The organism is Methylovulum psychrotolerans (assembly GCF_002209385.1).
GTDB classification, from domain to species: domain Bacteria; phylum Pseudomonadota; class Gammaproteobacteria; order Methylococcales; family Methylomonadaceae; genus Methylovulum; species Methylovulum psychrotolerans.
On the sequence record NZ_CP022129.1, the window covers coordinates 3,834,999 to 3,860,215 of the forward strand.

The window sequence follows — 25,217 nt, forward strand, 5'->3', positions numbered from 1 at the left end:
CCTTGCCCGACAATGGCAGCCGATTAGCCAAACGGCTTCCACTTCGCATTGCTAGGCACAATATTCTTAATATAACCATGATGCTTAGGCTTGGTCATCCGCAAATACCCGTACATAAACTGGAACCAACTATGCACCATCGCCCCACCCATCCCAAACGGCAACGGGATTTTCGACATCGGGTAAAACTGCCGCCAACCAATCGCATCCGCGCCAGGGTTCATATTCAGACAAGGCACCGTCACCGTACCCGGAATATCCCGGTTTAAATCGGTATACACCGTGGTCGCGCCCGTCTTGGCAATCACCGCCATCAAACGCAAATCGTCGGTGTTATTCGTGCCGCCCAAACGGCTACGGTACAGCGCGTAACCCGTTTCCGCACCCGCCACCGCCGACTCGCTAATGGTCAACACCACTTTTTTGCCCGCCGCCACCGCCACTTGCGCCGACTTGACCACCTGCGAATAGCCCTTACCTTCGCCGTCAATCGCCGCCACCGCGTAATAATAATTGCCTGCCCGCGCCGCATCGAACTGCGAATCCGCCGACGAAGCCGACGCGCTGACACTTAAACTGGCGGGATTAATCCCCGCGTTTGCCGCCGCAATGGTCGGATAATTGACCTCAAACGGTATCCCCATCGGAAACTCGTTATCAATTAAAAACGTGTCCTCGGTCACTGCCAACTTACCGCCCGACAAACGGATGGCATCGACATGGCCGCCGAGCATCGGCATATTATTGCCGTCCGGCAACCACCGGAACGCCGGATCCAAGCCCATATTCAAATCCGCTTGGACACCGACACTCACCAAGGCATCGGTCAAACTGCCCCACGAACCATAACGCTTAATGGTCGCCTGCAACTTAGCAAAACTGTCCACCGAATCCAACGCCTTGCCCTGCAAGTCGATGACATGCTCTTCGCTCATCTTGCCCGCCGCAATCTGCTTATCAATCAAGGCCATAATGCCGTCGAAATGCACCGGACAGGCATCGGCGTTACCGTGCAAAATCTGATACTCGGTATCGGTCAAAATCCCCAATGCCCCGTTGCGCTCTTCAGCGGCAATCGGATCGACGATATTGCCCACCGCCTCCAACACATGCCCGACTTGGCGCAACTGCGCCATCAGCTTAACCTGGCCGACTTCGCGCTTATACTCGCCCATGGCATTTCTGACCGTCGCCAACTGGCTAATGGAACTGCCGCCCGGAAAACCGCCCACCGCCGTTTGCGTCACATACTGGTCGATAATATTGGTGGCGTTACTGGAGCGCAGCTTATTAAAAGCGACAAAATGCTGATTATCTTGCAACGTCGCCTTCATAATGCCGTCCAAGGACTCCATGCCCAACGCCGCACCGCCGGAGAACTGGGAAAAATCCGTGCCGCCCGCATTCGCCTCCAAAGCCTTTTTCAACGCATCCGCCGCTTCCAAATAATTGCCGCCAAACATCGCCGACGCCGCCGACTGGGCATTTAAAATACTCATACCTTTCTCCTTAGACACTTAACACTTTGACAATAATGGCCGGATCGACCTGTAAACCCTGACGCACTGCGACATCAGCGACCGCATATTCATGGCCGGAAATCTTACCCACCTCCATCGCCGCCAACGCTTTCGCTAAAAACGGTTGCGGCGACACATCTGCCGCCGCCGCTTGCGCCACTGATTTTCGGCCCGCCCCACGGCTACCGAACGCCTGCATGTGCGTATGCAGCTCGGCAATGCTCTCATTCTGCGCCTTCAGCAAATGCATCAAGCCGCCGACCGCCTTCACCAAATCCGCATCGCGGGCCTGCAAACGCGTGTCCATCAGCTCACCGAACGACTTTAACAGTCCGTCGCCGTCAAAACCTTCCGCTTTTTGCAACGGCGCACAGGCCGCTGCATCCGGTGCATCTCCCTCATCTTCCCCTTCCTCCCCTTCCTCCCCTTCCTCCCCTTCCTGGGCATCCGTATCCGAATCCGCTTGCCCCGGCTTAGCCTTCCGCTTCGCCGCCAACGCCTTCGCTAACTGCAAGCCATCCAGCTCGTCCAATAACTCTTGAAAATCACTCATGTTAAGTTCCTACGGTTGCGTAAATCTGTTAAAAATCGGCGGCTAAACTGTCCGGCCAGTTCGGCGCTTAAGCCCCACTGCCGCTCGGCAAACGCCGCGACATCCTGCGCCGCCAACGTCCCCGCCAACAACGCCCGGGCCACCTGCTCACGGTACGCGTTATAAGGCAAGCCATCCGGCAGCACCGCCGCCGTTTGCAGAACAAAGCCATTCAAACTCTTGGCAAATACCCCGACCGGTGCCGCTGACACTTCCGGGATGGTCTTATTGACCGGGCAACGGTCCAGCGCGACATTATTCCAGCGCACCCGGTCAATCACCGCCACCTTCGCCCCCGTCGCCGGATCGGTCTGCACCGACTTCGACAACACCGCCCCGCCCACCGACGGATACCAACGGCATGGCGGCGTTTGCCGGGTCAATGAAGCCCACACCCGGTTCGCGTTCTGCGCCATCGGCGAATCGCCCTGATACAACTGCGCCTTCACAAACGTGCCAGCCCCGTCCATCTTCACCGCCACGGGCTTGCCGATTTCATAATCCATGAAATTCGCCAAGCCCGACTTAGGCCCTAAAATAGTGTAATGGCTCAGGTCAATATTGCCATGGCGCAAAAAATACGCCGCCGACTCGCCCAACGCCTGTTGCAGCACCACCTCGTTCTGGTGGTCTAGATCTTCGTTAGACGCTTGGAAGTATAAAAAACGGCAACCGTCCGCCTCGGTGGGCGTCGCCTTAAGCAAACCGCCCACCGCGATAAAATCGGGCAGCCCGGCCAGCAGTTGTTGGTCTGTAGGGGTAGGGATAGATGTTTTCATGGGTGACATGGTAATGTCACGACCTTGGGCAGTACGGCGAGGGATTGCTTGGGGCATAAAAAAACCCGCCGGGGGGCGGGTTTTTAGGGCAGGGTGAATCCAATCAGCAGCGCATCAGCCTTTACTCAACAAACCACTTAATTGCTCTGGTAAACAGCGTTTTGCCCTTATCAACGTGTTCCCCAACTGACCATCGGCTGACCGCCACCTGGCCTTTAGTGTTCAGCATGTAGTAACCGTAATAAGCATCATCGGCAAATCCAAAAGTCGTACCGGGAAAGACATAATCCGTGCTTATCCCCGTTGTGTACATACAAGTGACATAATCTGTGCCAATCGCCAGCTCTTGGCAAGGCATGACTGACGAGTCATTCAGAGACACCTTGATATTCGCCCCCTGTTTTGCCGCCTCTCTTAGGGCGATTAAATTGCCGTAGGTCAGTTTTCCGGTCGCATCGTTTGCATAAACCAGCGTCCATGCACCAGCATCAGACATCAGCATAAAAAGAGCTAACCCTGCTAAAAAAGTAAGACTATTTTTTATGGCCATAATATTTACCTTCTTTCTGTTTGATGGAGTGACAGGCTTACAACCTAATCCGACAACAAGCCTAACCTAGTGAAACCGCTTCCCGTTGGTTTTTCGGTTTCATGCGTAATTATCCTCTTTCGAAAGAAAAAAATATTGATTTACATCAAAAACACATTACGTTTTTAACGGGACTTTTTACACACTGACCTGATCTACAGATCATCCCCCAAAAACGCCCGCCCAAACAAATCCTCAAACACCTCCGGTGCAACCGGCTTAGAAAACCAATAGCCCTGCGCGTAATCGCAGCCCATCGCCGCCAACAAGCCGCATTGCCCTTCGGTCTCCACCCCTTCGGCGATGACTTTAATGCCCAGCTTATGCGCCATGACAATAATCGCCTCGCATAAGACTTTATCGTCAGACTGCGCCGTTAAGTTACGGACAAATGACTGGTCGATCTTTAAATAATCAATATCAAATTTTTTCAGATACGCTAACGATGAATAGCCTGTGCCAAAATCGTCCAAGGCCACTTGCAGGCCGGCATCCCGAAAGGCGATAAACTTATCGTCAATAAAGCGGTCGGTCTCTAACAGTAAACCTTCGGTGATCTCCACGACAATGCTTTGGCCGGGCAAACCCAACTTTTTGAGCTGTTCCGGCCACGCTGGGTAATGCAGGTTTTTGTCTTGAAATTGTATCGGCGATTTATTGACGCTGATCTGGAAATCCCGGCAATAGTTTTCGCGCCAGTGTTTGACTTGCCGGACGGCTTGCAAAAACACCCATTCGCCAATGGTGATAATCAGCCCGGTTTCCTCGGCGATAGGGATAAATTCGCTGGGGCTGACCAGCCCTAACTGCGGATGCTGCCAACGCACCAAGGCTTCCGCTTTAACGACGCGCCCCGTCGCCAACTGGACAATGGGCTGATAAACGACCCGAAGTTGCTGCTCAGCCAAAGCAGAGTGCAGGTCATTGGCCAAATGCTGCCGTCTCTGCGCCGCCGCCTGCATCATCGGGTCAAAAAAACTATAGCGGTTGCGCCCTTGGGCTTTGGCGTAGTACATGGCTTGGTCAGCGCATTTTAGTAAAGCATCGGTGGTGCCGGCCACATCGGGATAGGTTATGATGCCGATGCTGGCGGTAACGTAAGCCAGATCGCCACCTAAGACAAAAGGCGTTGCCAATGCCTCCAGAATCTCTTGGGCGAGCGTCTCGGCACGGCTACTATCGCCCTGCCCCCCCATAATGACGGTAAACTCGTCGCCGCCCAAGCGTGCCACCGTATCAACCGGGAGAACACACAGTTTCAGGCGTTGCGCCACATCCTGGAGCAGCTGGTCGCCGATGTGATGCCCTAAGCTGTCATTCACTTCCTTAAAACGGTCGAGATCAAGAAACAATAACACGAAAGCGGACTTAGCGTGATCCGCCTTCTTGATTTCCTGCTCCAGCCGCTCATAAAACATCCGGCGGTTAGGCAACCCGGTCAGCGGGTCAAAATTGGCTTGCCGCCAAATCAGTTCGTCAGCGGCCTTCTTCTCAGTAATGTCATAAAACAATGCGACACGCCGATAGACCGAGCCGTTCGGTTTAAAAATGGTGTTAACACTTAACCGTTCGGCGCAGGCTTCGCCGGATTTGCGCCGGTTCCACACTTCCCCTTGCCAACGTCCGGTGGTGTTGATTTGCGCCCACATCTCCTGGTAAAAAGCCGGGGCTTGAAGGGGGGTGCTGCGGATATTCGGGTTTTTGCCGATAATATCTTCGGCGGTATAACCTGTCAGTTGGGTAAAGGCCGGATTAATGGCGATGATGATATTATGTTCATCGGCGACCATCATTGCCTCACTGCTGTTTTGGTAAACCAAGCTCGCCAATTGCATGGCTTCTTCGTTACGCCTGCGCTCGCTAATGTCTTGGTTGACCACAATCGCCCCGGTAATGTGCTGGTCTTTATCCCTCAGCGGCAAAGCCGAATTCAGGATGGTCTTGCAAGTGCCGTCAACACATTCGATATCGATCATTTCCTCCAGCACCGTCTCACCGTGCCTGATGGCCCGTACCGCCGCCCATTCTTCATCCTTAACGCGCTCGCCCGTAGCGCTCCACCAGCCTTTATAGGCGCCATAGCTTGCAATGCCGACATATTCGGCACCCGCCCAAATTTGTTGTCCGGCGGCATTGCCGCGTATCACCGTGCCGTGTGCGTCCACCACCCAAATGCCGATGGGCAAATTATCCAGCACCGTGCGCAATAACTGCTGCTCTTGCTTAAGTGTATCGGCTGCCTGTTGTTGTTCGGTAATGTCTTCTATGATGGACCAGATATAGTTTTCACCGTCAGTGCCGGTAATGCGCACCCCATTCAAACGCACAACAATCCTATGACCATCGTGATGGATATATTCCTTTTGGTAAGGGCCATAGCGTCCGGTCGCGTTTAATTTCGCCAATTGCTCGATTTCTTGCGGCGCATACTGTTCGGGCGTGAGCTGCCAATAGGTCAGCGTGTTCAGTTCGTCCAGTGAGTAACCGACCATCTTAAGCAACGCCTGATTGGCCTCAATGAAACGGCCATCCAATGAATTTCTCGCCATCCCCAACGGCGACAAGTCAAACATTGCCCGCAGTTTTTCCTCGCTCAACTCCAGCGTCCGTTTAGCTTCAGCGTTTTGCCGGGTGATCAATGCCAATGTCAGCCCCACCACCGACAGCGCAATGGTATAAAACCAAAAATTCACCAGCTGCGCCTGAGCGGCCATTGTGCCGAACAAACCAACCTGCCAAACCAAACCCAATAAACTTTGCGTGACCGACATCAGCATGATCAGCAACACCCCATGCCGGCCAAAGCGCATACCGCTCCAGACGAAGAACAGGAACATCCAAAAGCTCAGCACCGGGCCGGTCAGCGTATTAAACCACCCCAAAAAAAGGCTCTGGCCAAACAACCAAGCCAGACCAAAACAGGCGGCGATTTCGGGTAGCCGCCCGCGCCGCAACCAACGGTAAGGCGGTTCCCGCCAGACTAAAAGGCAAGGGGTTATTAACACCATCCCCATCATATCGCCCTGCCACCAGTGCAGCAAATTGGCGACAAACCCTGACCATGCCGACACCCCTGCCAGCACCAAGGCCGTGCAACCCAGCATTGCCGACACCCCGGCACTGAGCATGGCGGCAACCACCAACACCAAATAATCCCTCAAACGCCGCAGCGCCAAATCGCCGTGCAACGGCCCGTTTAGCAAGTAAAACCCCATTAACGCTTCTAGGGTGTTGCCGCCAGCAATCGCCGCCGCCAAACCGGGCGGACTTCCTGCCAAACTGTTGCCCAGCCACGCCCCGACAAAAACGCCCAGCCCATAGCGCTTGCCGCCGATCAGTAACACCCCCAACGCCAAGCCACTGCAAGGCCAGATTACCGACACCACACCGTTAGGGGAAAAAAAATGCAGCATGAGTTGGGCAAGGCAGGCATAGCTAAATGCCAAAGCGGCTGACTTTAATAAAAAAACACCGCCAGATACGGATAAAGATTTCAAAGACAACACCCAAAAAAGGTTAGGAACGGGCATAAAATAACATCGGCAATACCCTGATTATTCTGCTATCTTGACCACAAAGGCGTGACGACACTTGCCCTTCCAATCAGCCGGGCATCTGCCTGCGTTATTTTATGCCCATTCATTAACTTATGCCGTAGTCAGCCCGCCTTAAAGTAGGCGCGGCAACAATAGCCGATAACCCATAAATAATTCATGAATTATTAACTACGGTATAAGTATAGAACAATTTCGCCGTCCAACCTGCCAAAACCCGCCAAATTTTGCCCAAAAACCATTCACGCCTACACACCGGTCACTTAAACAGCCTGATAGCCCCGGCGTTATTAAAAGCAGCACTACCATGCGTATTTTCAAAGTCCCTTTAGCTAAAACCGTCGTGCCGTTAGCAGCCAGTTTTTCAAGCCCTGCACGCGCCTTAATGCCGATTTTTCCACTTGGCATAAAAATAAGCGCCCCCGGAAACCGCGCCCGTCACCGTCGCGGCAAGCGCGATAATCGGCGCGGCGGTGACAATTAATGGGGCACTGGTAATCCCTAAGGCCACCCCCAACGCCGTAAGGCCCGTCGGAGCTGCCAAACTGGCGCCGACACCCGCAGCGGCGGATACTAGACCCACTGTCATGGCCACATCTTCGGCACGTTTGGCTACTTTGTCATGCAGTTTGTTAGGGTTTTCGGTCATGGGCAACTCTCCAAAAAGGCTAAGGAACTAATTAATAAAGTAATTCAGGGGATACGGGCGCGAAACCGACATCCTTCCGCTCCCTTCATATCCTAAAAGATATACTGGCAAAACGGCTAAGGCAATGGGCTTACCCAGACAAACGGGCGGGGAGACATGCTCGGATGTTGCTCGGCCAATTGCCATTCTTGCCATTAGGTCAAACTGATGTTGAACGGCAGTGAGAAATCCGGCGAAATCCATTGAGGTCGGCCTGACAAATAATCAGCTACTGGCACTCTGTTGGTCAGACCAGTAAAAGGCGTGGAGTATGCCTATCAATATCAGGCCGATTCCGATAGCTATACTGTGAGCGGCCAAGTTTTCGGCTTTTACAATTCACCGTAGGGTACGCTGTACCCTACCAAAAAAACCGAAAACTTGGCCGTTTGAAGTATATTTAGGGTTTGGCAGCGCCCTGCCCTTGCAAAAAGCCTTGGATGTAATTGGCGGGCAAATCTAGGGCTTCATAGCGGAGGGTGGCGGAAGCCAGTTGCAGGTGCAGGCCAGTTTGTCGGGCTTGCGCCAAATCGGCGGCGGCTAAGTCTAGGCTGAGCAAGTCCTGATAGATGCACGAAGAAATCAGGCTGTTAAACAGTTGGCAACGTTCGGCGATGTGGCGTTGGTGGCTAAGGGGGCGGCTTTGCCCGTCCAATTGCGCGAAATCGTAATGGCGGACAGCGCCGCCATAATTGATGTCGATGAGCAGGCGAAAGCCGGAATTTGTATCGGCGGAAGCTAAGCGGTAATTTACAGTGTCGTAGCCGAAGAACAGGGTGCGGTATTGGCTAAGGTGCAAGACCGGGGCGAACCAAGTCAGGCCTTGTGGGTCGGGGCTGGGGCTGTGTTCAGTCTGTTGGGCGATTTGGGCGGCAGGGGCTTGCCTGATATTGTCGGTACAGGCGGGCAATAAGGCGCACCCTACCAGCACAAGGGGAGCATAAGCTTTCATAAGCGGGTCCTCTATAAAATGCCAGCTAACGCTGGTTGGGCGGAGACATGACCGCGACCAAGAAAAATATCACCACCAACAACGGCCAGAAAAACGGCGCGACCAAAAACATACCGACCAGGGCGACGAACAGGGCGGCTAAAAAGACTACAAAACCGACCCCCAAAAACAGCAGCACGGCCAGTATACCGCTAAATAACAGGATAATTAAAGCGCTGGGAATGGCGGCAAAGCCGAGCAAGGCATTATCGACAGGCTGGCCGTTGACCATCAGCTTTAACACCCCGACATCGGGATGGAACAGATAGCTCAGTAAGGCGACCAGTACGCCCATGACAAAGACGGTGGCGATCAGGGGATGGCGTTGCATGGTCGGTTTCCTCGCTATGCGGGTTGGGGGATAGATCTGTTTCGAGGTTGGGCGGGTCGGAAAACCTGCAAAACTGAGCCTGCGTAACGGCATTATTTTGCCTATCCTTAAGCGCCTGCCTCTATCACATCATAACCTAAAAAAATCAGAATAGTTCCTGATCACTTGCAGGGTGCGCCTGACAACCGCGTAGGCTGGGCAGATTATTTCAACCTGTACAAATCAACATCCCTACACAATCCCACCCGTCGCCTGCTCATAAGGATACAAACTCTGCTCCGCCTTGGCACGTTCATAAAACAAAGTGCCACGGTCAAAGACAATACTGGAGACAAAGCTTTGGTACAGCGTAAAACGGTGGCTGATGGTATGGGCGTACACCTCGCCCATATAACGCCCACCCCGGTATAACTTCAGATAACAGCCCGGCTTAAGCCGCTCATCACCGCGCAATTGCAACGAGCCGCTGTCCAAAATCACATTATCGCGGTTCATCGCCGCCAACAACGCCGATTGGCTGCGCAAATAGTCAGTTAATTTTTGCGTATTGCCCGCGATAACGGCTTTTTTAGGGTTATCATTACGCACATACTGGTTAGGCAACAACGCCGTTTCCATGCGCATCGCCCGAAACCCAAACACCGCACTGGCGCTATTGACATAACCCAAACGGTCTTGCGCCGTCTGCACATCCTCAGCCGTCAAAGTTTGGTTTACATCGGCATGGGCGCGGGAAGACACCGCAAAATAATTGGCCACCCCAGCATCCGAACGCTCGGTGCTGAGCTGCTCAATATCCTTATCGTCAATCCGCCACTGCACCGCCTCCCCTTGCAGAAAGCGGCCACTGGCGGTATCTTTCAGCGGAATAGGCCGCACTACCAAGATCGCCCCCGCCTCGCTGTCCTCCACATACAACTCGTTAAAAGCAGGCACATCCAACACCCCGCGCAACAGCTCCAACAAGGAGATATTCTCAGACAGCGACTTCGCCGACAACGACACACTGGCCGCGACATCCGCCTGCACCGCCATCTGTTTCAACACCTGCCCCGCTTGCCCGACCATGGTCTGCAAATACGGATTAATGACCACCTCGGCGACCTCCTGCACAAACTGCCCGACCGTCTTGGTCTTAGCCTCTGTGCCTTTGGCATAGCGGGTAAAATACGCCAGCACCGTTTTCAGCGTCCCATCCAACTGCCCATTAGGTGCCGACACCAGCCGGATCAGTTGCAATACCTTACCGTAATCATGCCCCGTCACCCTCACCATACGTTGCGGCACACCATTAGCGATACTTTCGCTACGCGCGACACTGGTGACAAAACCGCGCAACACCAAGGGATAACGGCCCGCCGCATCGGTAGTGCCGCTGTGCGACAGGCGGATTTCGATACTGTCCATCGGCTCGATAAACGCCGCCAAAGAATCAAACCCCGCCGCCCCGCCCTGCATTAGACTCACCGAACGGTCAGGAAAGCTTAACATAAACGTCCCGGTCGCATCCCGCACCGACTTTCTCACCTCCACCATACTGTCAGTACCTAACAGCGGCGTAAGGTCAAAGCCATGCGGGGTTTGGCGGTAACGGCGGCCATCCGCGCTGACCGTGTCGGCGAGTAACTTGCGCGGCCTGCCGTGGGTCAGCCAGACGCTAATTTTGGGGTGGTAGGTTTGCATGGTTAGCCCACATAAGAAGGGACAGGAGAAGTAATCAGCGAAGCCACCACTATAGGGTCGGCAATCGGTATGCCATGAGAATTATTCAGGTTAATATTCACGCCCAAATTACTGAACGTCAAACGGACGGCTTGCTCGGCACGCGCCAGAGCTTGCTGCTCACCCTTAATAAAAACCTCATTGGGGATTTTTGTGGCGTTGGCATCGCTGCCACTACTTTTGGGCAGAAGGTCGGCAGCGAGGGAAGTATCCGGCCAAGTTTGTTTGTTGATTTTCCCTAATAACGCGACGTTTTTAATAGCTTCTTTCTTATCCGATGTGTTGCCCTGATTGCCCTGATTGCCTTTCTGGAAATTCGTATTTGTGCCACTGCCCTTTCCTCTGAATTGTGCCGAGCCGGGGATTAGGGCGGCGGTAGCTGAAGCTAATGCGGCGGCGGTCATTGCGGCGGCGGCGGCAGATTTGGCGGATTCGGCAGCGGCTGAAGCAGATGCGGTGGCAGCGGCTGCGGCGGTCGCCGTAGCTGTGGCGGCTGCGGCGGTGGCAGGGGCTGTAGCGCATGGCACACAGGGATCGCCTGAAAAGCCGCCGCGTTCCTGTGGTGCGGCAGACTGAAATTTACGGCCATAGGTGTCAGCGAAGCTACTTTCTGGCGTGGCGGCACCCTTGGCGGCAGGTGCAGTGGTTTCTGGCGCGGCGGCACCCTTGGCGGCAGGTGCAGTGGTTTCTGGCGCGGCGGCACCCTTGGCGGCAGGTGTAGTGGTTTCTGGTGCGGCGGCATCCTTGGCGGCAGGTGTAGTGGTTTCTGGCGTGGTGGCAGGTGCGGCTTTTACATCGGCAGCCTTAACAGGCTCAACCGGAGCAGGCTGCATAAACCCTGCTATCGCCTCAGCACTCAGCGCAGCTTGTGGATTCAACACCTCGCCCAAGCTCTTGCCCAATGCCTCCCTAAACAGTATTCCCTTTTGGGTTTTTTGCGCCACCAGCTTCCAGATATAATCCATAATTTTTTGGATACTTTCCGGCGAGTTGGCATTACTGACACCCAACTGCTTCGCCAGCTCTGCCGTCAACGGCATCCCGCTGGGGTCTTGGGCTGCCTCCATCGTCGCGACAAGCGTCGCCATATCCTTATTGTTGATATGATCATGCTTAGCCGCCACCAAACTTATCAGCGCCGCGTATTTTCTTTTCCCCTCACCAAGGGCAGCAAAGCCTTGCGAATTTAGCAGCTCTTGTACCACAGGCAACCGCAATTGCGGTTCAAATTTGCCGGCTATACCTGCCGCCGCCTCTTGCCCGATCAGTTGCTCCAGCGTTTTCGGGCTGGGCGGCGGTGTCTCCACAATATCTTTTTTGCCACTGCCCTTATCCTTATCCTTGCTCGCGTCAGCCTCAGCCTCAGCTTTCCGCAGCTGATTGAGCTTATCCTGCCGGACTTGTTCAATAATGGCAGCCGTATTCTCAGGGTACAAACGTGGCTGTCTTGCCACCGCCGCTTGTGCAAGCTTGACAGCTCTCTCAATACCCTGCTCATCTTTATACACGCCCTCAGACAGCGGCTTGATTAACTTATCCGCCGCCGCAAAGCCTTCCGCCGAGACAACCGTCTCCTTCGTCACGCCCCGCATTGGGACTGGCATTGTCACAGTAGAATAGTCATACTGCTTGACATGACCCAAGGCATCCGTCACCGCTGGGCTTTTTAACAGCCCTTTCTGCTCCGCCCACAGTGCTAACGCTTCGCCAAAACCCTCGCCATACTTATCGGGATGGAGCTGGAGTTCCCGCTCAGTTTTTAAAAACGCTGCCCGCGCCTCCTTTAAAGCCTCAGGATCGTTAGGATGCTCACGCAACGGTTTTTCAATCGCTTCCAAACTATCGCCAGATTCGCGGCTTTGGGCATCGGTATACCGTTCAATCGCAATCGGCACTTTTAACGTTTCGGCGGCGTCGCTTAAACGCTCACGCCCGATAATCGCATTGACGGCATCGCCCTTAAGCTCATCCGGCAAACTTTCCATAATCGCCAGCAACACTTGTTTTATGCCTGACGTTAACGGCAACATCTGCGCGGCATATTCCAGCATCTGGGTTTCTATCTTAATTTGATCTGTTTGCGCTTTCAAAGCCGGATCCGAGCTATCCTTCACCACCAGCTTAATCACCTCGCTTTTGAAGTCCTTAGACGAGTGATCCAGTTTATCCAAACGCTCTTTATCAGCAGGCGTAACCTTATCGTGCTTAAGCAAAGTCTGATATTGCTCATCAAAGGCCTGATCGCCGCCCTGCGCCAACGTCGCCAACACGGGTAACACCGATAAATCTTGCAGCTTATTGACATCATAGCCATATTTTTCTAAAAAAGGTTCGAGCTTCCCCATGCCCTCAGGGGCTTTGTTATACGCCAACACAAGGCTAGTGGCCTGTTGCACCGACATGTTTAAAGTATCTTGCACCAGTTGCACCAGCTTTTCGGTATCGACCGGACGGTTTTGGCCGGGTGGCGTGGTTGCGGGCTTATCATGCTTACCCTTACGCTTTCTTTTACCCGAAGGCTTAGCCTCCCCCCCTTGGGCAAGCAGCACAAACCTATCCATTAACTGGCTTAAAATACCTTCCGAGTTGGCGGCGAGTTTTTGGTTATGGGCAATCGCCTTGGTATCGTTATAATAACCCGCCAACTCCATCGCTTGGCTGTCTTTGCCGTAAACTTTGGCAAAACTATTAAACAAACCGCCCGCTTGCACCCGCTTAAGGTCATCATCACCAAAGCCCGGCGTGGTGCGGCGGAACGTGTCCGTCAAAAACTTGACGGGCTTTTTCTTGCTGGCTTCCCTAAAACCTTTATCCGCCGCATCCAACACCGTCGCGGCATTGGTCGGATTTTTACTCAAACCGGGTGTAGACGATGCCATCATCGCCGATAACAGCGTAGAATAGGTCGATACATCCGGTACCATTAACGTTTGGTTAGCGGAAGATTCGGTAAACTTAGACACCACCGTTAACAGTTCGCCCATTTTCGCGCTTGTGCCGCTATAAGCCGCCACCTCGCTGAGCTGGGCAAACAAATGCTTATTATCCGGCTCGTTGCGTGAGACTTTATAAAGCTGCTCGGTCGCCAAAAACTGGCTAGTGCTTTGCGCGTCAATACCGTAACCTTGCGCAAAACCGATGGCATCGCGTAAAGACTGCCCTAAACCTGAGGCGCGGTCATTATCCGGCGTAACCGCCGCCACCGAAGCGAACTTTTTGGCAAGCTGCACCGCATCATTGGCGGAGACGTTAAAACCCGCCGTCAAATGCTGGGTACTGGCGCGTAAGGTATCAAAATCGACACTGGCCGTGCCTAACATGCGCCGCAACTCGGAATAGCCCTGCGCTTCTTGCTCGGCTTTGCCGACACTGGCATCATACGCCGCGCCCATTTTGCCGCCCACCGCCTCGCCGATCGCCCCAACAATCGCCCGCCCCCTAGGTCCGCCCACCGACCCCAGCAACTCACCGGCAAATTTGCCCATCATTTTGCCGGTGTTTTCGCCGCCTTTGCCTTCGAGCATACCCGTGACAAAATCGCCTGCGGCTTTGGCTTGTTTTTCATACAGGCCAGCGGCTTGTTGCTGAGTATCGGTGCTTTCATCCGCCGCGAAATCCGAGAGACGGTCGGCAAAACTGGTATCAAGTGCCGTGGCATGTTGTGCTTGGCGGACACGTTTGGCTAACTTCCGCGCTTCACCAAGTAACCTGATAATATTTCTGTAATTTTTTCCTACTATGAACTGTTTAAGCTCCTTACGCACCACACTCAAAGCATCCAGATCAGTATCCAACGTACGCAAGTCGCTATTGGCATCATTAGCTCCCGACGCATAATCGCCATGCGACAAATGTGCATTGATGGAGCTCATTGTTGTCTGAACAGCCGCTATTGCGGCATCAATTCTAGCCTGACTTGTATTGATAGTGCTCATTGATAATATCTTCAAACTCGCTTAAATCGACCGACTCCAAAGCCGCCGCGCTGTCAAAAAACGGATTGGCATAGTCATCGGGGTTATTCTCATAATGGCGCGTCCAATATTCGGCCTCAATGTCCATATCGGTCATCGCCAAATAGCGCGGGTCGGTCGGGGGCAGGTTATAGGTCTGCCGGAACCAACTGCGGTACGTTCTCGCTTGCTCCCAGCCCCGGCGCTTGGCTTCCTTGTGCCGCGCCGTCGCGAAAGCTCTTAAGCCGTTCCATCAGCTCCTTGTACAGCACCGCCAGATTATTGAGCATAGTCTCGTTATAATCCAACGCCGCCAACTGCCCCCAACCGGCCGGCGCGGACACGCACAACACCTGAAAATGCGCCAGCGCGTCGGCGATAAAATCCAAATACCTGTCCTGCCCGCCCTGGGCGTTAGTCAAGGTAACATAAGCCGCCTGAATGGCGATATGGTCGCCCAAAGTCTCCCGGCCAAACCGAAACCGCCCGACAGTGGGTAAATCAATCATAAAATCAGTCTCTTTTGCTGGTCTTGACATACTAAGCTCCGCGTAATAATAGGAAAAAAAGTCGCTAAACAAGCCACGAGCTTACCGTCACGACGCGCAGGGCAAAAAAAACCCGCACGGGGCGGGTTTGTGTGGGTAGATGCGTAGGTTGGGCAGGCGGTTTTGCCCAACTTTTCCCAATTCCGCCACGCTCAAAATATCGGATTTAACGTAACGGCCTGAACAACGGGTGCCGGTTGATATAGGTGGCGCATCAGGCAAAACCGCCTGCCCAACCCCATTAAACGGTAAATACCGCACCACCACCCGTGTAATTCCCACACACTTTCTAACCTTAAACACCTACCGCAAGCAGTGCGGCCAAACTTTCGCCATCTTCTCAAAAACCGCAAAAAAACCGCCTAAAACCGTTATTTTTCTGCACCGACCTAAAAAAATAATTGATAAAAATCAATGCAATAAATAGGAAAATTTCATTTAGTGAACAATTACCATTTTTTTCGGTAATCCTTAATTTCAATTTAGAAATGTGTTTGTTATTTTAAAACCATCAGTTAAGCGCCTTAATGCAGTGTGTGGCAGACCAAACTGGCCCCCATGCCCCTCTTCACTCAAAACCAACAGCCTAAGAAACAACAAAAAGAAGGAAACCGCCATGAACACGACAAACCCCAAAAACTCCCTATACCTGTTTTCATGCCTGCCGTTGGTCTTACTGTTAGCTTTTATTGTCGGTGGCTTAAATGCCAGTGACGGCGAGGCGTTACTGCGCCATCTGGCACACGCCTACGGCGGCTCCCCTGCCCCCGCTAATATCACTGTCGCCCACAACAGCCAACAAGATGTACAAAAAGTCCGTTAACAGAGGGCGGCGGACAAGCTGCCGCCTCAAGAAAAAACAGGACAATAACCGTTAGCCGTTACTGAGGGGCAATGGCGTTTGCCCTATAGGGCAGGCTTGATGAAAAAAACCTGAAGAGCCTCCAAACACAGCAAGAGGCTTAAAAAGAGGGGCCGGAAAATCGGCAAAGCGCAGTAAAAGCCAGGGAGCCGCAAAGCCCCCCAGCCTAAAAAGCCAAAAAGCTTAGTTCAATTTAGGCAATACAGCGGTGCCTTCCATCAAAACGGCTTTCAGTTTGTTTGGATCTAAACCTAAGCTGTTCAAAATCGTCGGTGCGATTTGCACAGTTTCCACCGCATCAGTTACAGTCACGCCAGACGCGATACCCGCACCCCAAACCAAAATCGGCACATGACGGTCATTCAGCGCGTTGCCGCCATGCTCGGCGATTTTGCTCAGCTTGCTGCCCGCATAAACACTGCCGACTTTCGCGATACCGACCACATCAGGCACGCGCGCGTCGCCTTTCTTAACACCAAACATCGCATAAGCGTCAGCACCCGCATTAACCGTGCGCAATCCGGCGTTGGTGAAATTAACGGCTGTTTTGTTACCCAGGCTGTCCGAACCAATACCAGTACCTGAATAGTTCATCAAAAAGTGTTTGGCAAAATTAGTCGCCACTTTAGAACGGTCTTTCAACCACAACAACACACCGTCGTCGTCTAAGGCATTAGCCACCAACCCGTTAGCGCCCGGATGCGCCGCGTTCCAAGCCGCATCCAACGCCGCCAACATGTCGCCGTCATTGATCAAGACCAGCTTAGCACGGTTTTCAGGTGATTGGCCGTGTTTGGCAGAGATAATCACCACCGTATTGCTAGGGTCAACCGCAGCGACGATTTTGCTGATCGATTGGTCAACAAAGCTCAACGCACCGCTCAGCACAGGGCCTGGCACCAACGCGCCAGAACCGTCAGCGACATAACCGCCTAAGCCATTAGCCAGAACAGCACCAGGGTTAGCAGGATCATAATAGCCAGACAAGTTCAGCTTTTGCGCCGTAGAAACCGATTGGAAGTTCATCCCATAAATGGCCGGCACGCCGACGGTGCCAGTACCCGCATGGTCTTTGCCTTTTGCCCAGTTCAGTACCGCATTCACTTTCAGGTTATCGTACGTTTGCGTGTCAACGTTGTTTTTAGTAAAGTCAACAGAGCCGCCCGTCACGGTCAGGCTATTGATTTCTGGCGTAAAGAACTCCGTCACCCCGTTATCGGCGCGGCCATTGACAATCTCATACGCCGGATGTTTGTCCGACCAAGCGGTGCGCAAATGCTGGCTTTTGGCGACGTTAAAAACGGTATTGACTTTCAGGTATTGGTGCGGATAAACAGGCGCACAGCTCATCGGATCAACAGGCAACATCGCAGGGTCGATCAGCGTTTTAGGGTCGCCGCTCAACGCCGAAATCAGCGCGTAGCTGCTAGGCACATTGTCATACAGGCCAGCGATGTTTTGGCCAGCGTCCAAACGGTCAGTGTTCTTATCAATCGATTCATCAAACGCCACCACCGTGCCAGGCAACGTGTTGACGCAATCGGTAGTGCCGGGCGGCAACAAATCGCGGTTATACGTCACATCATAATAAATGCCGGTCGTGCCAGGATGACCGCCCGTCACTTGGCCGATTAAGCCAGGGAACGAATCAGAAGGGAATGGGGTCATAGCGTTAGCATACTCAACACCGTTGTTGACCAAGGTCGCCAACGCCGAAGCCGGATGGTTTTTCACAAACCAAGCCAAATCATCTTGATGCAGGCCGTCTACCGAAATCAACACCACATGTTGGGCTGGCGTAGCCGCATTCGCTTGAGTAGCCCCCAAAGCCATCGCCACCGCCAAAGAAATCAGCGCGTTATTCATCTTCATCTAGGTTTACCCTTATGATTATTATTAGAACGCCCATTGTATTTTGCCGTTATGACACAATGATGACGGAACCTACCCGCTAAGCCCGCTACCTAGCGGCAACGGTTACAATCCCCCGCCATTAGTGTGCATATTCACCACCTACCTTTACGTTATTTTCTAAAAAACACTAAGTGGCTGAATTTAAAAGAATTAGCTAAAATAAGCTTTTGGCACAAAAATAGCTTTATAATTCAGCAAGAGACCGGCCCCGCGTTCCCTTCCGCCCGACGGCGACCTTAAACGCAGGCTACCCATAACCCCGTCAGGATAGACCATGAACAAATATTGCCATAAAATAGCCACCTACACCGCCGTTATCTTCATCTCCACCCAACCGCTCGCCGCAGATGCCATGACCGCCGAAAAAGAAGCCGGCCAGCTCAGCGTCTTAGCAGACGACGACACCCCAACCGAAAACAAACGCCGCCTGCCCAGCGAAACCTTGCGGCAAATCGGCATTGAAGACGAAGACAGCCCGACAACCGCCCGCTTCAGCGACCACGCCGCCCCTAACACCAGCACCGAACAACCGCCTAAAGCCCAACAGCCCTTAACCGGGATAATCAGCCGGAAATTCGCCAGCTTCGTCGCGTGGCTCAATACCGACATAGAAGCCGACTTGCATTAATTGTCAGTAATGGACATAAAATAACCCAGATCCTGGAGCGCGGGCATCTTGCCCGCACTTGCCGCCAAAATACCCACATCTCCCATGCGCCCCGACCTCTACTGGCTCCCCCTACCCGGCTACAAGCTAGCCATCATGCCGCGCCCCCGCGCGGGCGACTGGCTAGCGGATGAAATCCGTGCATGGCAGCAACAGGGCATCAACACCGTCGTCTCCCTGTTAGAAGCGAGTGAAGTCCATGAATTAGAACTGGGCGAAGAAGAGCGTCTATGTGCCGACCTAGGCATCCGCTTCCTCAGCCTACCCATCCCCGACCGGGGCATACCCGCCCACCGCCCCGCCGTCCGCGCCTTAGCCTATACCCTAGCGGCACAACTGCAAGCGGGCGCAAGCGTAGCGATCCATTGCCGCGCAGGCATAGGCCGCAGCAGCCTAATCGCCGCCTGTGTGTTGGCGGTTTTAGGTATCGGTGATGAATTTGCGTTAATCAGCCAAGCGCGGGGCGTGGCAGTGCCGGACACGGAACAACAGGCGGCTTGGTTGGTGGGGTTTAGGCGAACAGAGGCGTAAAGCCTCTGAAAAATGAAGCAGGAAATAATTTAAAGGCTACGGATCTGGGGCGCGGGCAAGATGCCCGCGCCCCATGCTGAGGTTATTTTAAGCCTAACCCAAATCCGCCAACTGAAAGTGCATCCCATCCGGCTTAGACCAAGTGCCGCCCCAGTCAAAGCCATTATCGGTAAAACACTTCACAAACTTCGCACTCAAACTCGGCTTACCGCCAAAACGGTTCCACGCGGCGTTAACATCAATCGCCACACCCCAGCTATGCAAACTGGCTGTCGATGCACCGCGTTTTTTGCGGATGTTAAAACAGCCGTCCCAAGTTTTTAACTCACTGACACAGCCCGTTTTAATCAAGGCTTTAAACGCCGCCGTCAACGGCCCGACCATACGCTTATTGCAATAGACTTTTTTCGGAATCACGCCAATCTCCAACTCCGTCGGCACATCCCACAGCACCATATCGGTCTCATGGCTAGGGTCGCCGAGTATTTTCAAACATTTTTGCGCTGTTAACATAACATCCACTCTTTATATATAGAGGGGCTACCGATAACAATAGCCCCAAACACCCAAAAGCCCTGTGCCAAAGCAAAAACCTTGGCACGCCAGCGCTATTCCCCGTGCTGCCGATCCGGGGCGGCCATACCGACCGCGCCCGTACCAAAAAACACATAAATCAACGATGTCACCGCCTGTTCCTGCTCAGGGCTGAACTTGACCAGCGCAAAGGCGATCATCACCTGCATTAGCCCCAGCCAAGTGCTGGGCTCGCGCAGGCGTTTTTGCCAATAGCCCATCCCCGCCCCCTTACACACGTTGGATAGCCAACGCCATAAAGGTAATATTATGGGTAATCACGCGGTTGGTCTGAATCTCAGTGTCGCCCGATGCAAACGTACAGCCCAAGGCCTTTTGCACCACTTGGCGGCTGTCTTTGTCCAGCAGCAAAATGTCAAACACCGAGCCGGTCAGCATATCCGCCGAGGTGGCGGGCTGGATGCCGTTCTTCACCAAATCGTCGTTTTTCAATTGCAGCATGTTTGCGGTCACGGTGTACTTGGCCGCGCCCGGCACGTTCTCAATCGGGTCGATAGTGCCGATGCCGTAATACGGCTGCACCCCGTAATCCTCGTTAAAACGCACCGTCTGCAAGGTGCCTAAAAGCTTATTATTAAAAATCAGCACCGCCGAATTGGCGGATTGGATCAACTGGTTAGTCGCCATACGGACGCTCCTTACGCGCTGGTGCCGGTATACGGCACATCATAAATACTGATACCGATATAATTATTCGGAATAACGGGCGATACTTGGACACTGATGCGGTTACTGTCCAACGCTTGGGTCACGGTCAAACCGCGCCACGCCGGGCTAGTGTTGTCGCCGACAATCACCCCCTCACCCAAAGGCTCAGGAATCGCTAACTGCTTCAAACGGCTAGCGACCACCGCCTTTAACTGCGCAGGCAGATACGGGGTGTTTTTCGCCCCCAACAACGGCGCGACCGCCTCCCGCAAAGCACGGGCGACATAATCCGAAGCCACCCCGGTGGACATTTCATGCTGGTTAAAATTATCGGCATTCTGCGAGGTGCTGACCGATTGCAGCACCCGCACATTGCCCTGATAATCGCGCCAGCAACACAACACCCCACCCGGCAACAGCACATCAGTGTCTTCCGGATTACGCAAGCGGCTGGCCATATCACTGACCGCCACCGTCTTATTGGTCAACGGCGTACCCGCCGTCACCCCGCACATCATCCCCGCCAATAACGCCGCCAACACCATCGGCGGATACATCGCCATCAAATTGTCGCTGTTCAGATCATAAAAGCCCTGATGCACCAACGACACACGCGGGTTATTGAGCGCCTCCGCCTTCGCCAACGCATCGTCGTTCGCCGAACCGCTGGGGATACCGACAATGCCGCGCCGCTCCTGAAACGCCACATCGCTCATATAATTGACATGTGCCGAGAGCATCTGGTGGACATTATCCTCATCCGACAAACAGGTCAGCCAGTGGCACGGGACATTTTTCAGCGCGTCAAACGCCATTTGCCATTGATCAAAAGTCGGCAATACAGAAGTGGTGTACGTCAACGCCTTTGAAGCAAAAACCACCGGCTCCTTAACCAACACCGCCGCCGTGGTGCGGCTGGCGCTCAACCACGGCGACAAGGTGTTAATCGCTGTTATCACCGCATCCAATAAAGACCGCACCGTCACCCCACCGCTCGCCGTAAGCGACGCAGCCGTTGTAACCGCGTCCAGCCTATCGGTCGCCTTCGTTAACAGGATGGCATTTTTCACCACCGCCGTTACCCCGTCGATCTGGTTCAACGCCTCCAGCAAACCGCCCACCGACGAATACACCGCAAACGACAAATCGGTCTGCTGCGTCCCGACCGTCACCTGCAAATGCGGTACGTCATCCAACAACACCGTCTGCACCGTCGCTACCGTCGCCGAACCCGCATAACTGATAGTGAACACGTCGCTGATAATATTGCTCGCGGTCACGGTATTATTGGCACCGACAATATTGCTGTTCTTAATCGTCACCGTGCGCGACACCGTACCCTGTAGCGTCCCGGTGGCAATAGCCAAATAAATCTTCTGCCCGTTCGACCCATAAAGATTGGCGTGGACATTCACCGCATCGATGCCGCCCACATCCTTCAGCACTAAACTGGCTTGGCTGTCCGAACGCGGATTCACCACCCACACATAATCCGGCCCCGACACCGCCGCCTCGGCAGACGGGGCAAAGGCTTTTTCCAACGCCTTTAACAGCACCGTCTCACTAGGGTCTAGCGGATACGCCAACGCCTCACGGTAACTGCTAAATTTCACCGGGGTAAACGGCGGCAAATTCTTACTCTCGGCGATAATCGCCAAGACATTACCCAAACCCGACCCGCTATTGCCGTTCATCGCCGAATCATCGACAAAGCTCGCGGTCACGGGCGTTTGGTAAATCGTATTATTAAAATCAAATCCTGACATGGGCTTATCTCACGGCTTGGGAAACAAAGGCGGCAAAGCACGCCTGATACTCGGCGGCAGTGGCAAACCACCGTGCCGCACGCTGCTGCGCCTTCGCAAACGCCGCCACCAACTCATAGCGGCGGTCTTGCTGGTGCAAAACATTCATAAAATCCGCCAAACTGACTAACGGCTCAACTACGCCTACAGAGGCCGCCTCGGCCACCGCCACCGCTTCGGGAGCGGCGGCAGGCCGGGCGGCAGGCGCGGGTAGGTTAGCCTTAACAGCGGCTTTAGCGACCATAGCGGCCGTGCTGGAATCATCACTCATAGTTAGCTCACAGAAACAGAAGTAGAAAAGACAGGAAACGGCACCGTCGCGGCAACACCCGACTGGCAAAGACATTGCAAGTTTAGGCGCGACAAATACACCGGGCTTTGGTAACGGTCAAACTCCTCGGCATCGCTCAGGCTTAACTGGATCTGCTGCATCCCGGCCTGGACAAACACCTCCAGATTGGCGATCACCAACCCCTTCACCGCCTGACGCAAGGCCTTACGCTCATCACCGCCGAGCTGGCTCCACACCACAATCTCCAGCGTCACCGCCGACAGCCAGCCGCTCTCAGCCTCGCTCAGGGCATCGCCGACAAACAACTGCTCCGGCGTGTCGCTGCGCAACTGCACCGTCACCACCGGCAACGCCACCTTATCCAACTGCGGACTGGCGGTCAGTACCGGAATCCGGTTCTGGCGGTGCTTGAGCGTCCCATTGGCGACCAGCATCGCCAAACCGCTGTCCAAACGCTCACGCACCAAGGCTTGCGGGTCTATCGAGGTATCGGTAAAAAACGCCCCCGGCGTAACCGACCGCGCCGGATACTGGCCATCCCAAACCGTACCGTCAAAGTAAAAGGCCTTATAGAAATACGCCACCCCATTGCTCAAGGCCGCATAATCCAACACCATCAGCGCATTACCCTCATAAATCAGCTCAGCGGCATCACCCTCGGCAAACGCGTCGCGGCTATTACGCGCCACCCGCCACAACAACGCCCCCGGCGGCGGGCTTAAATACACCTTCACCCCGTTACCCGCCAGTAGCGGCAGGCAATAATCAATCATCAAACACATCCACAAAAAGGGGAACACATGGGGCTATAGTAGTGTCACGACGTGGCGGGAAAAACAGCGGGCAAACAAACGCCTCTGCTTGGCCTTCCACCAAAACAAGCGCATCGCTAAAGCAAAATGTAAGATACCGTCACTTAATTAAGCGACACAGAGCGGAGTGGTCTTTAGCCATTGCACGGATGGCCTAGCACAAAATAAAATCCGCTAAAGAGACAAAAGGCCGTTCCCTGAGCGCAGCCGAAGGGAGCGGCTCTTCGGCTGCGCTCAGGGACCCAGAGATAGGGGCGGATACGCTGAGGTGCATTAACGCCTACTTAATTTTATGCACGACGGCCTAACCGTGTGTACCAACAGGTAGCCTGTCGTTTGCATAACACCGAACCCCTCTATATGCCCCGACCCAAATAAGGCTATAATCCTTACCCATCCCGTATACCCCGATCTTTTAACCCTACTATTAGGATTCCAGCAATGAAAACAGTCATCACCCTCGCGGCCTTTGGCTTAGTCGCCGTACTCAACGGCTGCGCCTCTTCACCCATGGGCGGCAGGGCAGCGGCCAACCAGCCTGCCCCGTCAATAAAAACGGTGGCGGAGCAAATTGCGGCCAGAGAAGCCATCGGTATGCTCGGCAACCGGATGGGTGTCACCCCTGCCGCCGCCCAAACACCTAAACTGGTGAATATTCTCGCCCAACAACTCGGCATCTCCCATCAACAAGCCCTTGGCGGCGCCGGGTCGATTTTCTCACTCGCCAAACGGAGCATGAACCCGACCAGTTTCGGCAAAGTCAGCCAAGCCGTTCCAGAGATAACGCAATTACTGTCTGCCGCCCCGGCGTTGGGCAATTCGGGGGGGGCTGTTGGGTGCGGCCGCCACAGCCTTAGGCTCAGGCAGTGAATTAGGGAATTTGGCGATGCTGGCAGGGTCATTCCAACAACTGGGCTTGAATTCCAGCATGGTCAGCCGATTTATTCCGGTCATTTTGCAATATGTGCAGGCTCAGGGCGGCGCTTCCACCATGGGCTTGTTACAAGCCGCCTTAATGCCATAACCACCATGACTTGATGGTCAAGCGCTTAGGAACGTGCATAAAATAAAATCCATTGTAGAGGCGAAAGCATGGCAATCCCCTCCCAGCCTTGTCAGGGAGAGGAGCTTTTTCCTCTAACTTTCGCCTGTATGACGGGGAAGCCATTTGCCCCTCCCCCTGGCAAGGGGGAGGCTGGGAGGGGGTTACAGAGCTACCAATGTTAAATGTTAAAAAATATATGAACACCCACTTACGTTCCTTAGCGTTACCGTCAAGCATTCAAATTGTAACGGGCAAGCAAAACCGCTTGCCCCCCTACCTTGTCCGAAAAATAGGGTTATAATCTTGTCCGCCGCCGCACCTAAGGCCGCAAGACATCACCCATTACCACAAGGATTCAGTATGCAACGCCCCCAAACCGCCCTTGCCTTAACCCTGCTCAGCCTCTGCGCCGCCGCACCCGGCTACGCCGCACCGCCCGCGCTGATGGCCTCCAGCTTTATGCGCAATGAACTCAGCTTTGAAGCCTGCCAGCTCAAAAGCCGCGAAATCATGGACAAAATGAATTTGGAAATAGAAGACCACGGCAACGGCACCATCGGCGGCTTCGGCGAGCAAAGCGTCGCCTTGGTCAACTGCCACCGCCTCGAAAAAAGCACCTACGTCCAAATCGCCGTCGCCAGCCAAAAACCCGAAGCCGCCGAAATGATCATGAACTACATCGTCAGCTACCTGCGCACCAGCACCGTCAACAGCGATAACCGCGAAGGGGGGGCTGGGGTCAGACAGTTTAACGGATGTTAAAAAATATATGCACACCTA

26 protein-coding genes are annotated in these 25,217 nt (G+C 53.9%); 6 read left to right on the plus strand and 20 right to left on the minus strand.

Annotated features, from left to right (window positions below):
- Positions 1-23: 23 nt before the first annotated feature.
- From CEK71_RS17265 to CEK71_RS17320, 13 genes are all read right to left on the minus strand, one after another.
- On the minus strand, positions 24-1,499 hold the full coding sequence (locus tag CEK71_RS17265; protein ID WP_088620545.1) for a hypothetical protein: 1,476 nt from the start codon (positions 1,497-1,499) through the stop codon (positions 24-26).
- Between the two features lie 10 nt (positions 1,500-1,509).
- Positions 1,510-2,073, minus strand: a complete 564-nt coding sequence (locus CEK71_RS17270) for a hypothetical protein (RefSeq protein WP_088620546.1) — start codon at positions 2,071-2,073, stop codon at positions 1,510-1,512.
- Positions 2,070-2,891: a hypothetical protein gene (locus CEK71_RS17275; RefSeq protein WP_088620547.1), complete on the minus strand. Its 822-nt coding sequence runs from the start codon at positions 2,889-2,891 to the stop codon at positions 2,070-2,072. The genes CEK71_RS17270 and CEK71_RS17275 overlap by 4 nt, the downstream gene beginning before the upstream one ends.
- Positions 2,892-3,012: 121 nt before the next feature.
- Positions 3,013-3,441, minus strand: a complete 429-nt coding sequence (locus tag CEK71_RS17280) for a hypothetical protein (protein ID WP_088620548.1) — start codon at positions 3,439-3,441, stop codon at positions 3,013-3,015.
- A 194-nt stretch (positions 3,442-3,635) separates the two neighbouring features.
- A complete protein-coding gene (locus tag CEK71_RS17285; protein ID WP_198328286.1) occupies positions 3,636-6,977 on the minus strand; it encodes a bifunctional diguanylate cyclase/phosphodiesterase in 3,342 nt (1,113 codons plus the stop codon).
- Between the two features lie 439 nt (positions 6,978-7,416).
- Positions 7,417-7,683 carry a hypothetical protein gene (locus CEK71_RS17290; RefSeq protein ID WP_198328288.1) on the minus strand — a complete coding sequence of 89 codons (267 nt, stop codon included), beginning with the start codon at positions 7,681-7,683 and terminating at the stop codon, positions 7,417-7,419.
- Between the two features lie 439 nt (positions 7,684-8,122).
- Positions 8,123-8,674: a hypothetical protein gene (locus CEK71_RS17295; protein ID WP_088620550.1), complete on the minus strand. Its 552-nt coding sequence runs from the start codon at positions 8,672-8,674 to the stop codon at positions 8,123-8,125.
- Between the two features lie 25 nt (positions 8,675-8,699).
- Positions 8,700-9,044 carry a hypothetical protein gene (locus CEK71_RS17300; RefSeq protein ID WP_088620551.1) on the minus strand — a complete coding sequence of 115 codons (345 nt, stop codon included), beginning with the start codon at positions 9,042-9,044 and terminating at the stop codon, positions 8,700-8,702.
- Positions 9,045-9,275: 231 nt separating this feature from the next.
- Positions 9,276-10,727, minus strand: a complete 1,452-nt coding sequence (locus CEK71_RS17305) for a hypothetical protein (RefSeq protein ID WP_088620552.1) — start codon at positions 10,725-10,727, stop codon at positions 9,276-9,278.
- Between the two features lie 2 nt (positions 10,728-10,729).
- Positions 10,730-14,638, minus strand: coding sequence for a hypothetical protein (locus tag CEK71_RS22765; protein WP_157679368.1), 3,909 nt, complete (start codon positions 14,636-14,638; stop codon positions 10,730-10,732).
- Between the two features lie 34 nt (positions 14,639-14,672).
- Positions 14,673-14,837, minus strand: coding sequence for a hypothetical protein (locus tag CEK71_RS22770; RefSeq protein WP_157679370.1), 165 nt, complete (start codon positions 14,835-14,837; stop codon positions 14,673-14,675).
- A gap of 31 nt (positions 14,838-14,868) precedes the next feature.
- On the minus strand, positions 14,869-15,258 hold the full coding sequence (locus CEK71_RS17315) for a hypothetical protein (protein ID WP_146054473.1): 390 nt from the start codon (positions 15,256-15,258) through the stop codon (positions 14,869-14,871).
- A gap of 57 nt (positions 15,259-15,315) precedes the next feature.
- A complete protein-coding gene (locus tag CEK71_RS17320; protein WP_157679372.1) occupies positions 15,316-15,549 on the minus strand; it encodes a hypothetical protein in 234 nt (77 codons plus the stop codon).
- 334 nt (positions 15,550-15,883) lie between these two features.
- On the opposite strand from CEK71_RS17320, the gene CEK71_RS17325 reads away from it, so the two are divergent.
- Positions 15,884-16,090 carry a hypothetical protein gene (locus tag CEK71_RS17325; RefSeq protein ID WP_088620555.1) on the plus strand — a complete coding sequence of 69 codons (207 nt, stop codon included), beginning with the start codon at positions 15,884-15,886 and terminating at the stop codon, positions 16,088-16,090.
- A gap of 222 nt (positions 16,091-16,312) precedes the next feature.
- Here the strand turns inward: CEK71_RS17325 and CEK71_RS17330 are convergent, their stop codons facing one another.
- Positions 16,313-18,001: an alkaline phosphatase family protein gene (locus CEK71_RS17330; protein WP_198328290.1), complete on the minus strand. Its 1,689-nt coding sequence runs from the start codon at positions 17,999-18,001 to the stop codon at positions 16,313-16,315.
- A 316-nt stretch (positions 18,002-18,317) separates the two neighbouring features.
- On the opposite strand from CEK71_RS17330, the gene CEK71_RS17335 reads away from it, so the two are divergent.
- Positions 18,318-18,671 carry a hypothetical protein gene (locus tag CEK71_RS17335; protein ID WP_088620557.1) on the plus strand — a complete coding sequence of 118 codons (354 nt, stop codon included), beginning with the start codon at positions 18,318-18,320 and terminating at the stop codon, positions 18,669-18,671.
- An 84-nt stretch (positions 18,672-18,755) separates the two neighbouring features.
- A complete protein-coding gene (locus tag CEK71_RS17340; RefSeq protein ID WP_088620558.1) occupies positions 18,756-19,241 on the plus strand; it encodes a protein-tyrosine phosphatase family protein in 486 nt (161 codons plus the stop codon).
- 93 nt (positions 19,242-19,334) lie between these two features.
- On the opposite strand, the gene CEK71_RS17345 is transcribed toward CEK71_RS17340, so the two are convergent.
- The 6 genes from CEK71_RS17345 to CEK71_RS17370 form a co-directional block, all read right to left on the minus strand.
- Positions 19,335-19,754, minus strand: a complete 420-nt coding sequence (locus CEK71_RS17345; protein ID WP_088620559.1) for a M15 family metallopeptidase — start codon at positions 19,752-19,754, stop codon at positions 19,335-19,337.
- 95 nt (positions 19,755-19,849) lie between these two features.
- Entirely contained in the window at positions 19,850-20,035 is a 186-nt protein-coding gene (locus CEK71_RS17350) for a hypothetical protein (protein WP_088620560.1), read from the minus strand.
- Positions 20,036-20,045: 10 nt separating this feature from the next.
- Positions 20,046-20,462: a hypothetical protein gene (locus CEK71_RS17355; protein WP_088620561.1), complete on the minus strand. Its 417-nt coding sequence runs from the start codon at positions 20,460-20,462 to the stop codon at positions 20,046-20,048.
- A gap of 11 nt (positions 20,463-20,473) precedes the next feature.
- The gene (locus tag CEK71_RS17360; protein WP_088620562.1) at positions 20,474-22,249 is read right to left on the minus strand and encodes a hypothetical protein; all 1,776 of its coding nucleotides are present in this window, start codon (positions 22,247-22,249) and stop codon (positions 20,474-20,476) included.
- Positions 22,250-22,253: 4 nt separating this feature from the next.
- Positions 22,254-22,559 (minus strand): hypothetical protein, encoded by a 306-nt coding sequence (locus CEK71_RS17365; RefSeq protein WP_088620563.1) that lies wholly within the window; start codon positions 22,557-22,559, stop codon positions 22,254-22,256.
- A gap of 2 nt (positions 22,560-22,561) precedes the next feature.
- Positions 22,562-23,353 carry a hypothetical protein gene (locus CEK71_RS17370; protein ID WP_088620564.1) on the minus strand — a complete coding sequence of 264 codons (792 nt, stop codon included), beginning with the start codon at positions 23,351-23,353 and terminating at the stop codon, positions 22,562-22,564.
- Between the two features lie 480 nt (positions 23,354-23,833).
- Here CEK71_RS17370 and CEK71_RS23970 point away from each other — a divergent pair, with 480 nt between their 5' ends.
- The 3 genes from CEK71_RS23970 (at position 23,834) to CEK71_RS17385 (ending at position 25,199) form a co-directional block, all read left to right on the plus strand.
- Positions 23,834-24,262 (plus strand): DUF2780 domain-containing protein, encoded by a 429-nt coding sequence (locus CEK71_RS23970; protein WP_088620565.1) that lies wholly within the window; start codon positions 23,834-23,836, stop codon positions 24,260-24,262.
- A 16-nt stretch (positions 24,263-24,278) separates the two neighbouring features.
- Positions 24,279-24,416, plus strand: a complete 138-nt coding sequence (locus CEK71_RS23975) for a DUF2780 domain-containing protein (protein WP_088620566.1) — start codon at positions 24,279-24,281, stop codon at positions 24,414-24,416.
- Between the two features lie 381 nt (positions 24,417-24,797).
- Positions 24,798-25,199, plus strand: coding sequence for a hypothetical protein (locus CEK71_RS17385; protein ID WP_088620567.1), 402 nt, complete (start codon positions 24,798-24,800; stop codon positions 25,197-25,199).
- The last annotated feature ends 18 nt before the right edge of the window (positions 25,200-25,217 follow it).

Excerpts from the sequence above, each read along its gene's own strand:
- CEK71_RS17265 (WP_088620545.1), bottom strand. The coding sequence starts at position 1,499 with ATGAGTATTTTAAATGCCCAGTCGGCGGCGTCGGCGATGTTTGGCGGC.
- CEK71_RS17270 (WP_088620546.1), bottom strand. The coding sequence starts at position 2,073 with ATGAGTGATTTTCAAGAGTTATTGGACGAGCTGGATGGCTTGCAGTTA.
- CEK71_RS17275 (WP_088620547.1), bottom strand. The coding sequence starts at position 2,891 with ATGAAAACATCTATCCCTACCCCTACAGACCAACAACTGCTGGCCGGG.
- CEK71_RS17280 (WP_088620548.1), bottom strand. The coding sequence starts at position 3,441 with ATGGCCATAAAAAATAGTCTTACTTTTTTAGCAGGGTTAGCTCTTTTT.
- CEK71_RS17290 (WP_198328288.1), bottom strand. The coding sequence starts at position 7,683 with ATGACCGAAAACCCTAACAAACTGCATGACAAAGTAGCCAAACGTGCC.
- CEK71_RS17295 (WP_088620550.1), bottom strand. The coding sequence starts at position 8,674 with ATGAAAGCTTATGCTCCCCTTGTGCTGGTAGGGTGCGCCTTATTGCCC.
- CEK71_RS17300 (WP_088620551.1), bottom strand. The coding sequence starts at position 9,044 with ATGCAACGCCATCCCCTGATCGCCACCGTCTTTGTCATGGGCGTACTG.
- CEK71_RS17305 (WP_088620552.1), bottom strand. The coding sequence starts at position 10,727 with ATGCAAACCTACCACCCCAAAATTAGCGTCTGGCTGACCCACGGCAGG.
- CEK71_RS22765 (WP_157679368.1), bottom strand. The coding sequence starts at position 14,638 with ATGAGCTCCATCAATGCACATTTGTCGCATGGCGATTATGCGTCGGGA.
- CEK71_RS22770 (WP_157679370.1), bottom strand. The coding sequence starts at position 14,837 with ATGACCGATATGGACATTGAGGCCGAATATTGGACGCGCCATTATGAG.
- CEK71_RS17315 (WP_146054473.1), bottom strand. The coding sequence starts at position 15,258 with ATGTCAAGACCAGCAAAAGAGACTGATTTTATGATTGATTTACCCACT.
- CEK71_RS17325 (WP_088620555.1), top strand. The coding sequence starts at position 15,884 with ATGAACACGACAAACCCCAAAAACTCCCTATACCTGTTTTCATGCCTG.
- CEK71_RS17330 (WP_198328290.1), bottom strand. The coding sequence starts at position 18,001 with ATGAAGATGAATAACGCGCTGATTTCTTTGGCGGTGGCGATGGCTTTG.
- CEK71_RS17335 (WP_088620557.1), top strand. The coding sequence starts at position 18,318 with ATGAACAAATATTGCCATAAAATAGCCACCTACACCGCCGTTATCTTC.
- CEK71_RS17340 (WP_088620558.1), top strand. The coding sequence starts at position 18,756 with ATGCGCCCCGACCTCTACTGGCTCCCCCTACCCGGCTACAAGCTAGCC.
- CEK71_RS17345 (WP_088620559.1), bottom strand. The coding sequence starts at position 19,754 with ATGTTAACAGCGCAAAAATGTTTGAAAATACTCGGCGACCCTAGCCAT.
- CEK71_RS17350 (WP_088620560.1), bottom strand. The coding sequence starts at position 20,035 with ATGGGCTATTGGCAAAAACGCCTGCGCGAGCCCAGCACTTGGCTGGGG.
- CEK71_RS17355 (WP_088620561.1), bottom strand. The coding sequence starts at position 20,462 with ATGGCGACTAACCAGTTGATCCAATCCGCCAATTCGGCGGTGCTGATT.
- CEK71_RS17360 (WP_088620562.1), bottom strand. The coding sequence starts at position 22,249 with ATGTCAGGATTTGATTTTAATAATACGATTTACCAAACGCCCGTGACC.
- CEK71_RS17365 (WP_088620563.1), bottom strand. The coding sequence starts at position 22,559 with ATGAGTGATGATTCCAGCACGGCCGCTATGGTCGCTAAAGCCGCTGTT.
- CEK71_RS17370 (WP_088620564.1), bottom strand. The coding sequence starts at position 23,353 with ATGATTGATTATTGCCTGCCGCTACTGGCGGGTAACGGGGTGAAGGTG.
- CEK71_RS23970 (WP_088620565.1), top strand. The coding sequence starts at position 23,834 with ATGAAAACAGTCATCACCCTCGCGGCCTTTGGCTTAGTCGCCGTACTC.
- CEK71_RS23975 (WP_088620566.1), top strand. The coding sequence starts at position 24,279 with ATGCTGGCAGGGTCATTCCAACAACTGGGCTTGAATTCCAGCATGGTC.
- CEK71_RS17385 (WP_088620567.1), top strand. The coding sequence starts at position 24,798 with ATGCAACGCCCCCAAACCGCCCTTGCCTTAACCCTGCTCAGCCTCTGC.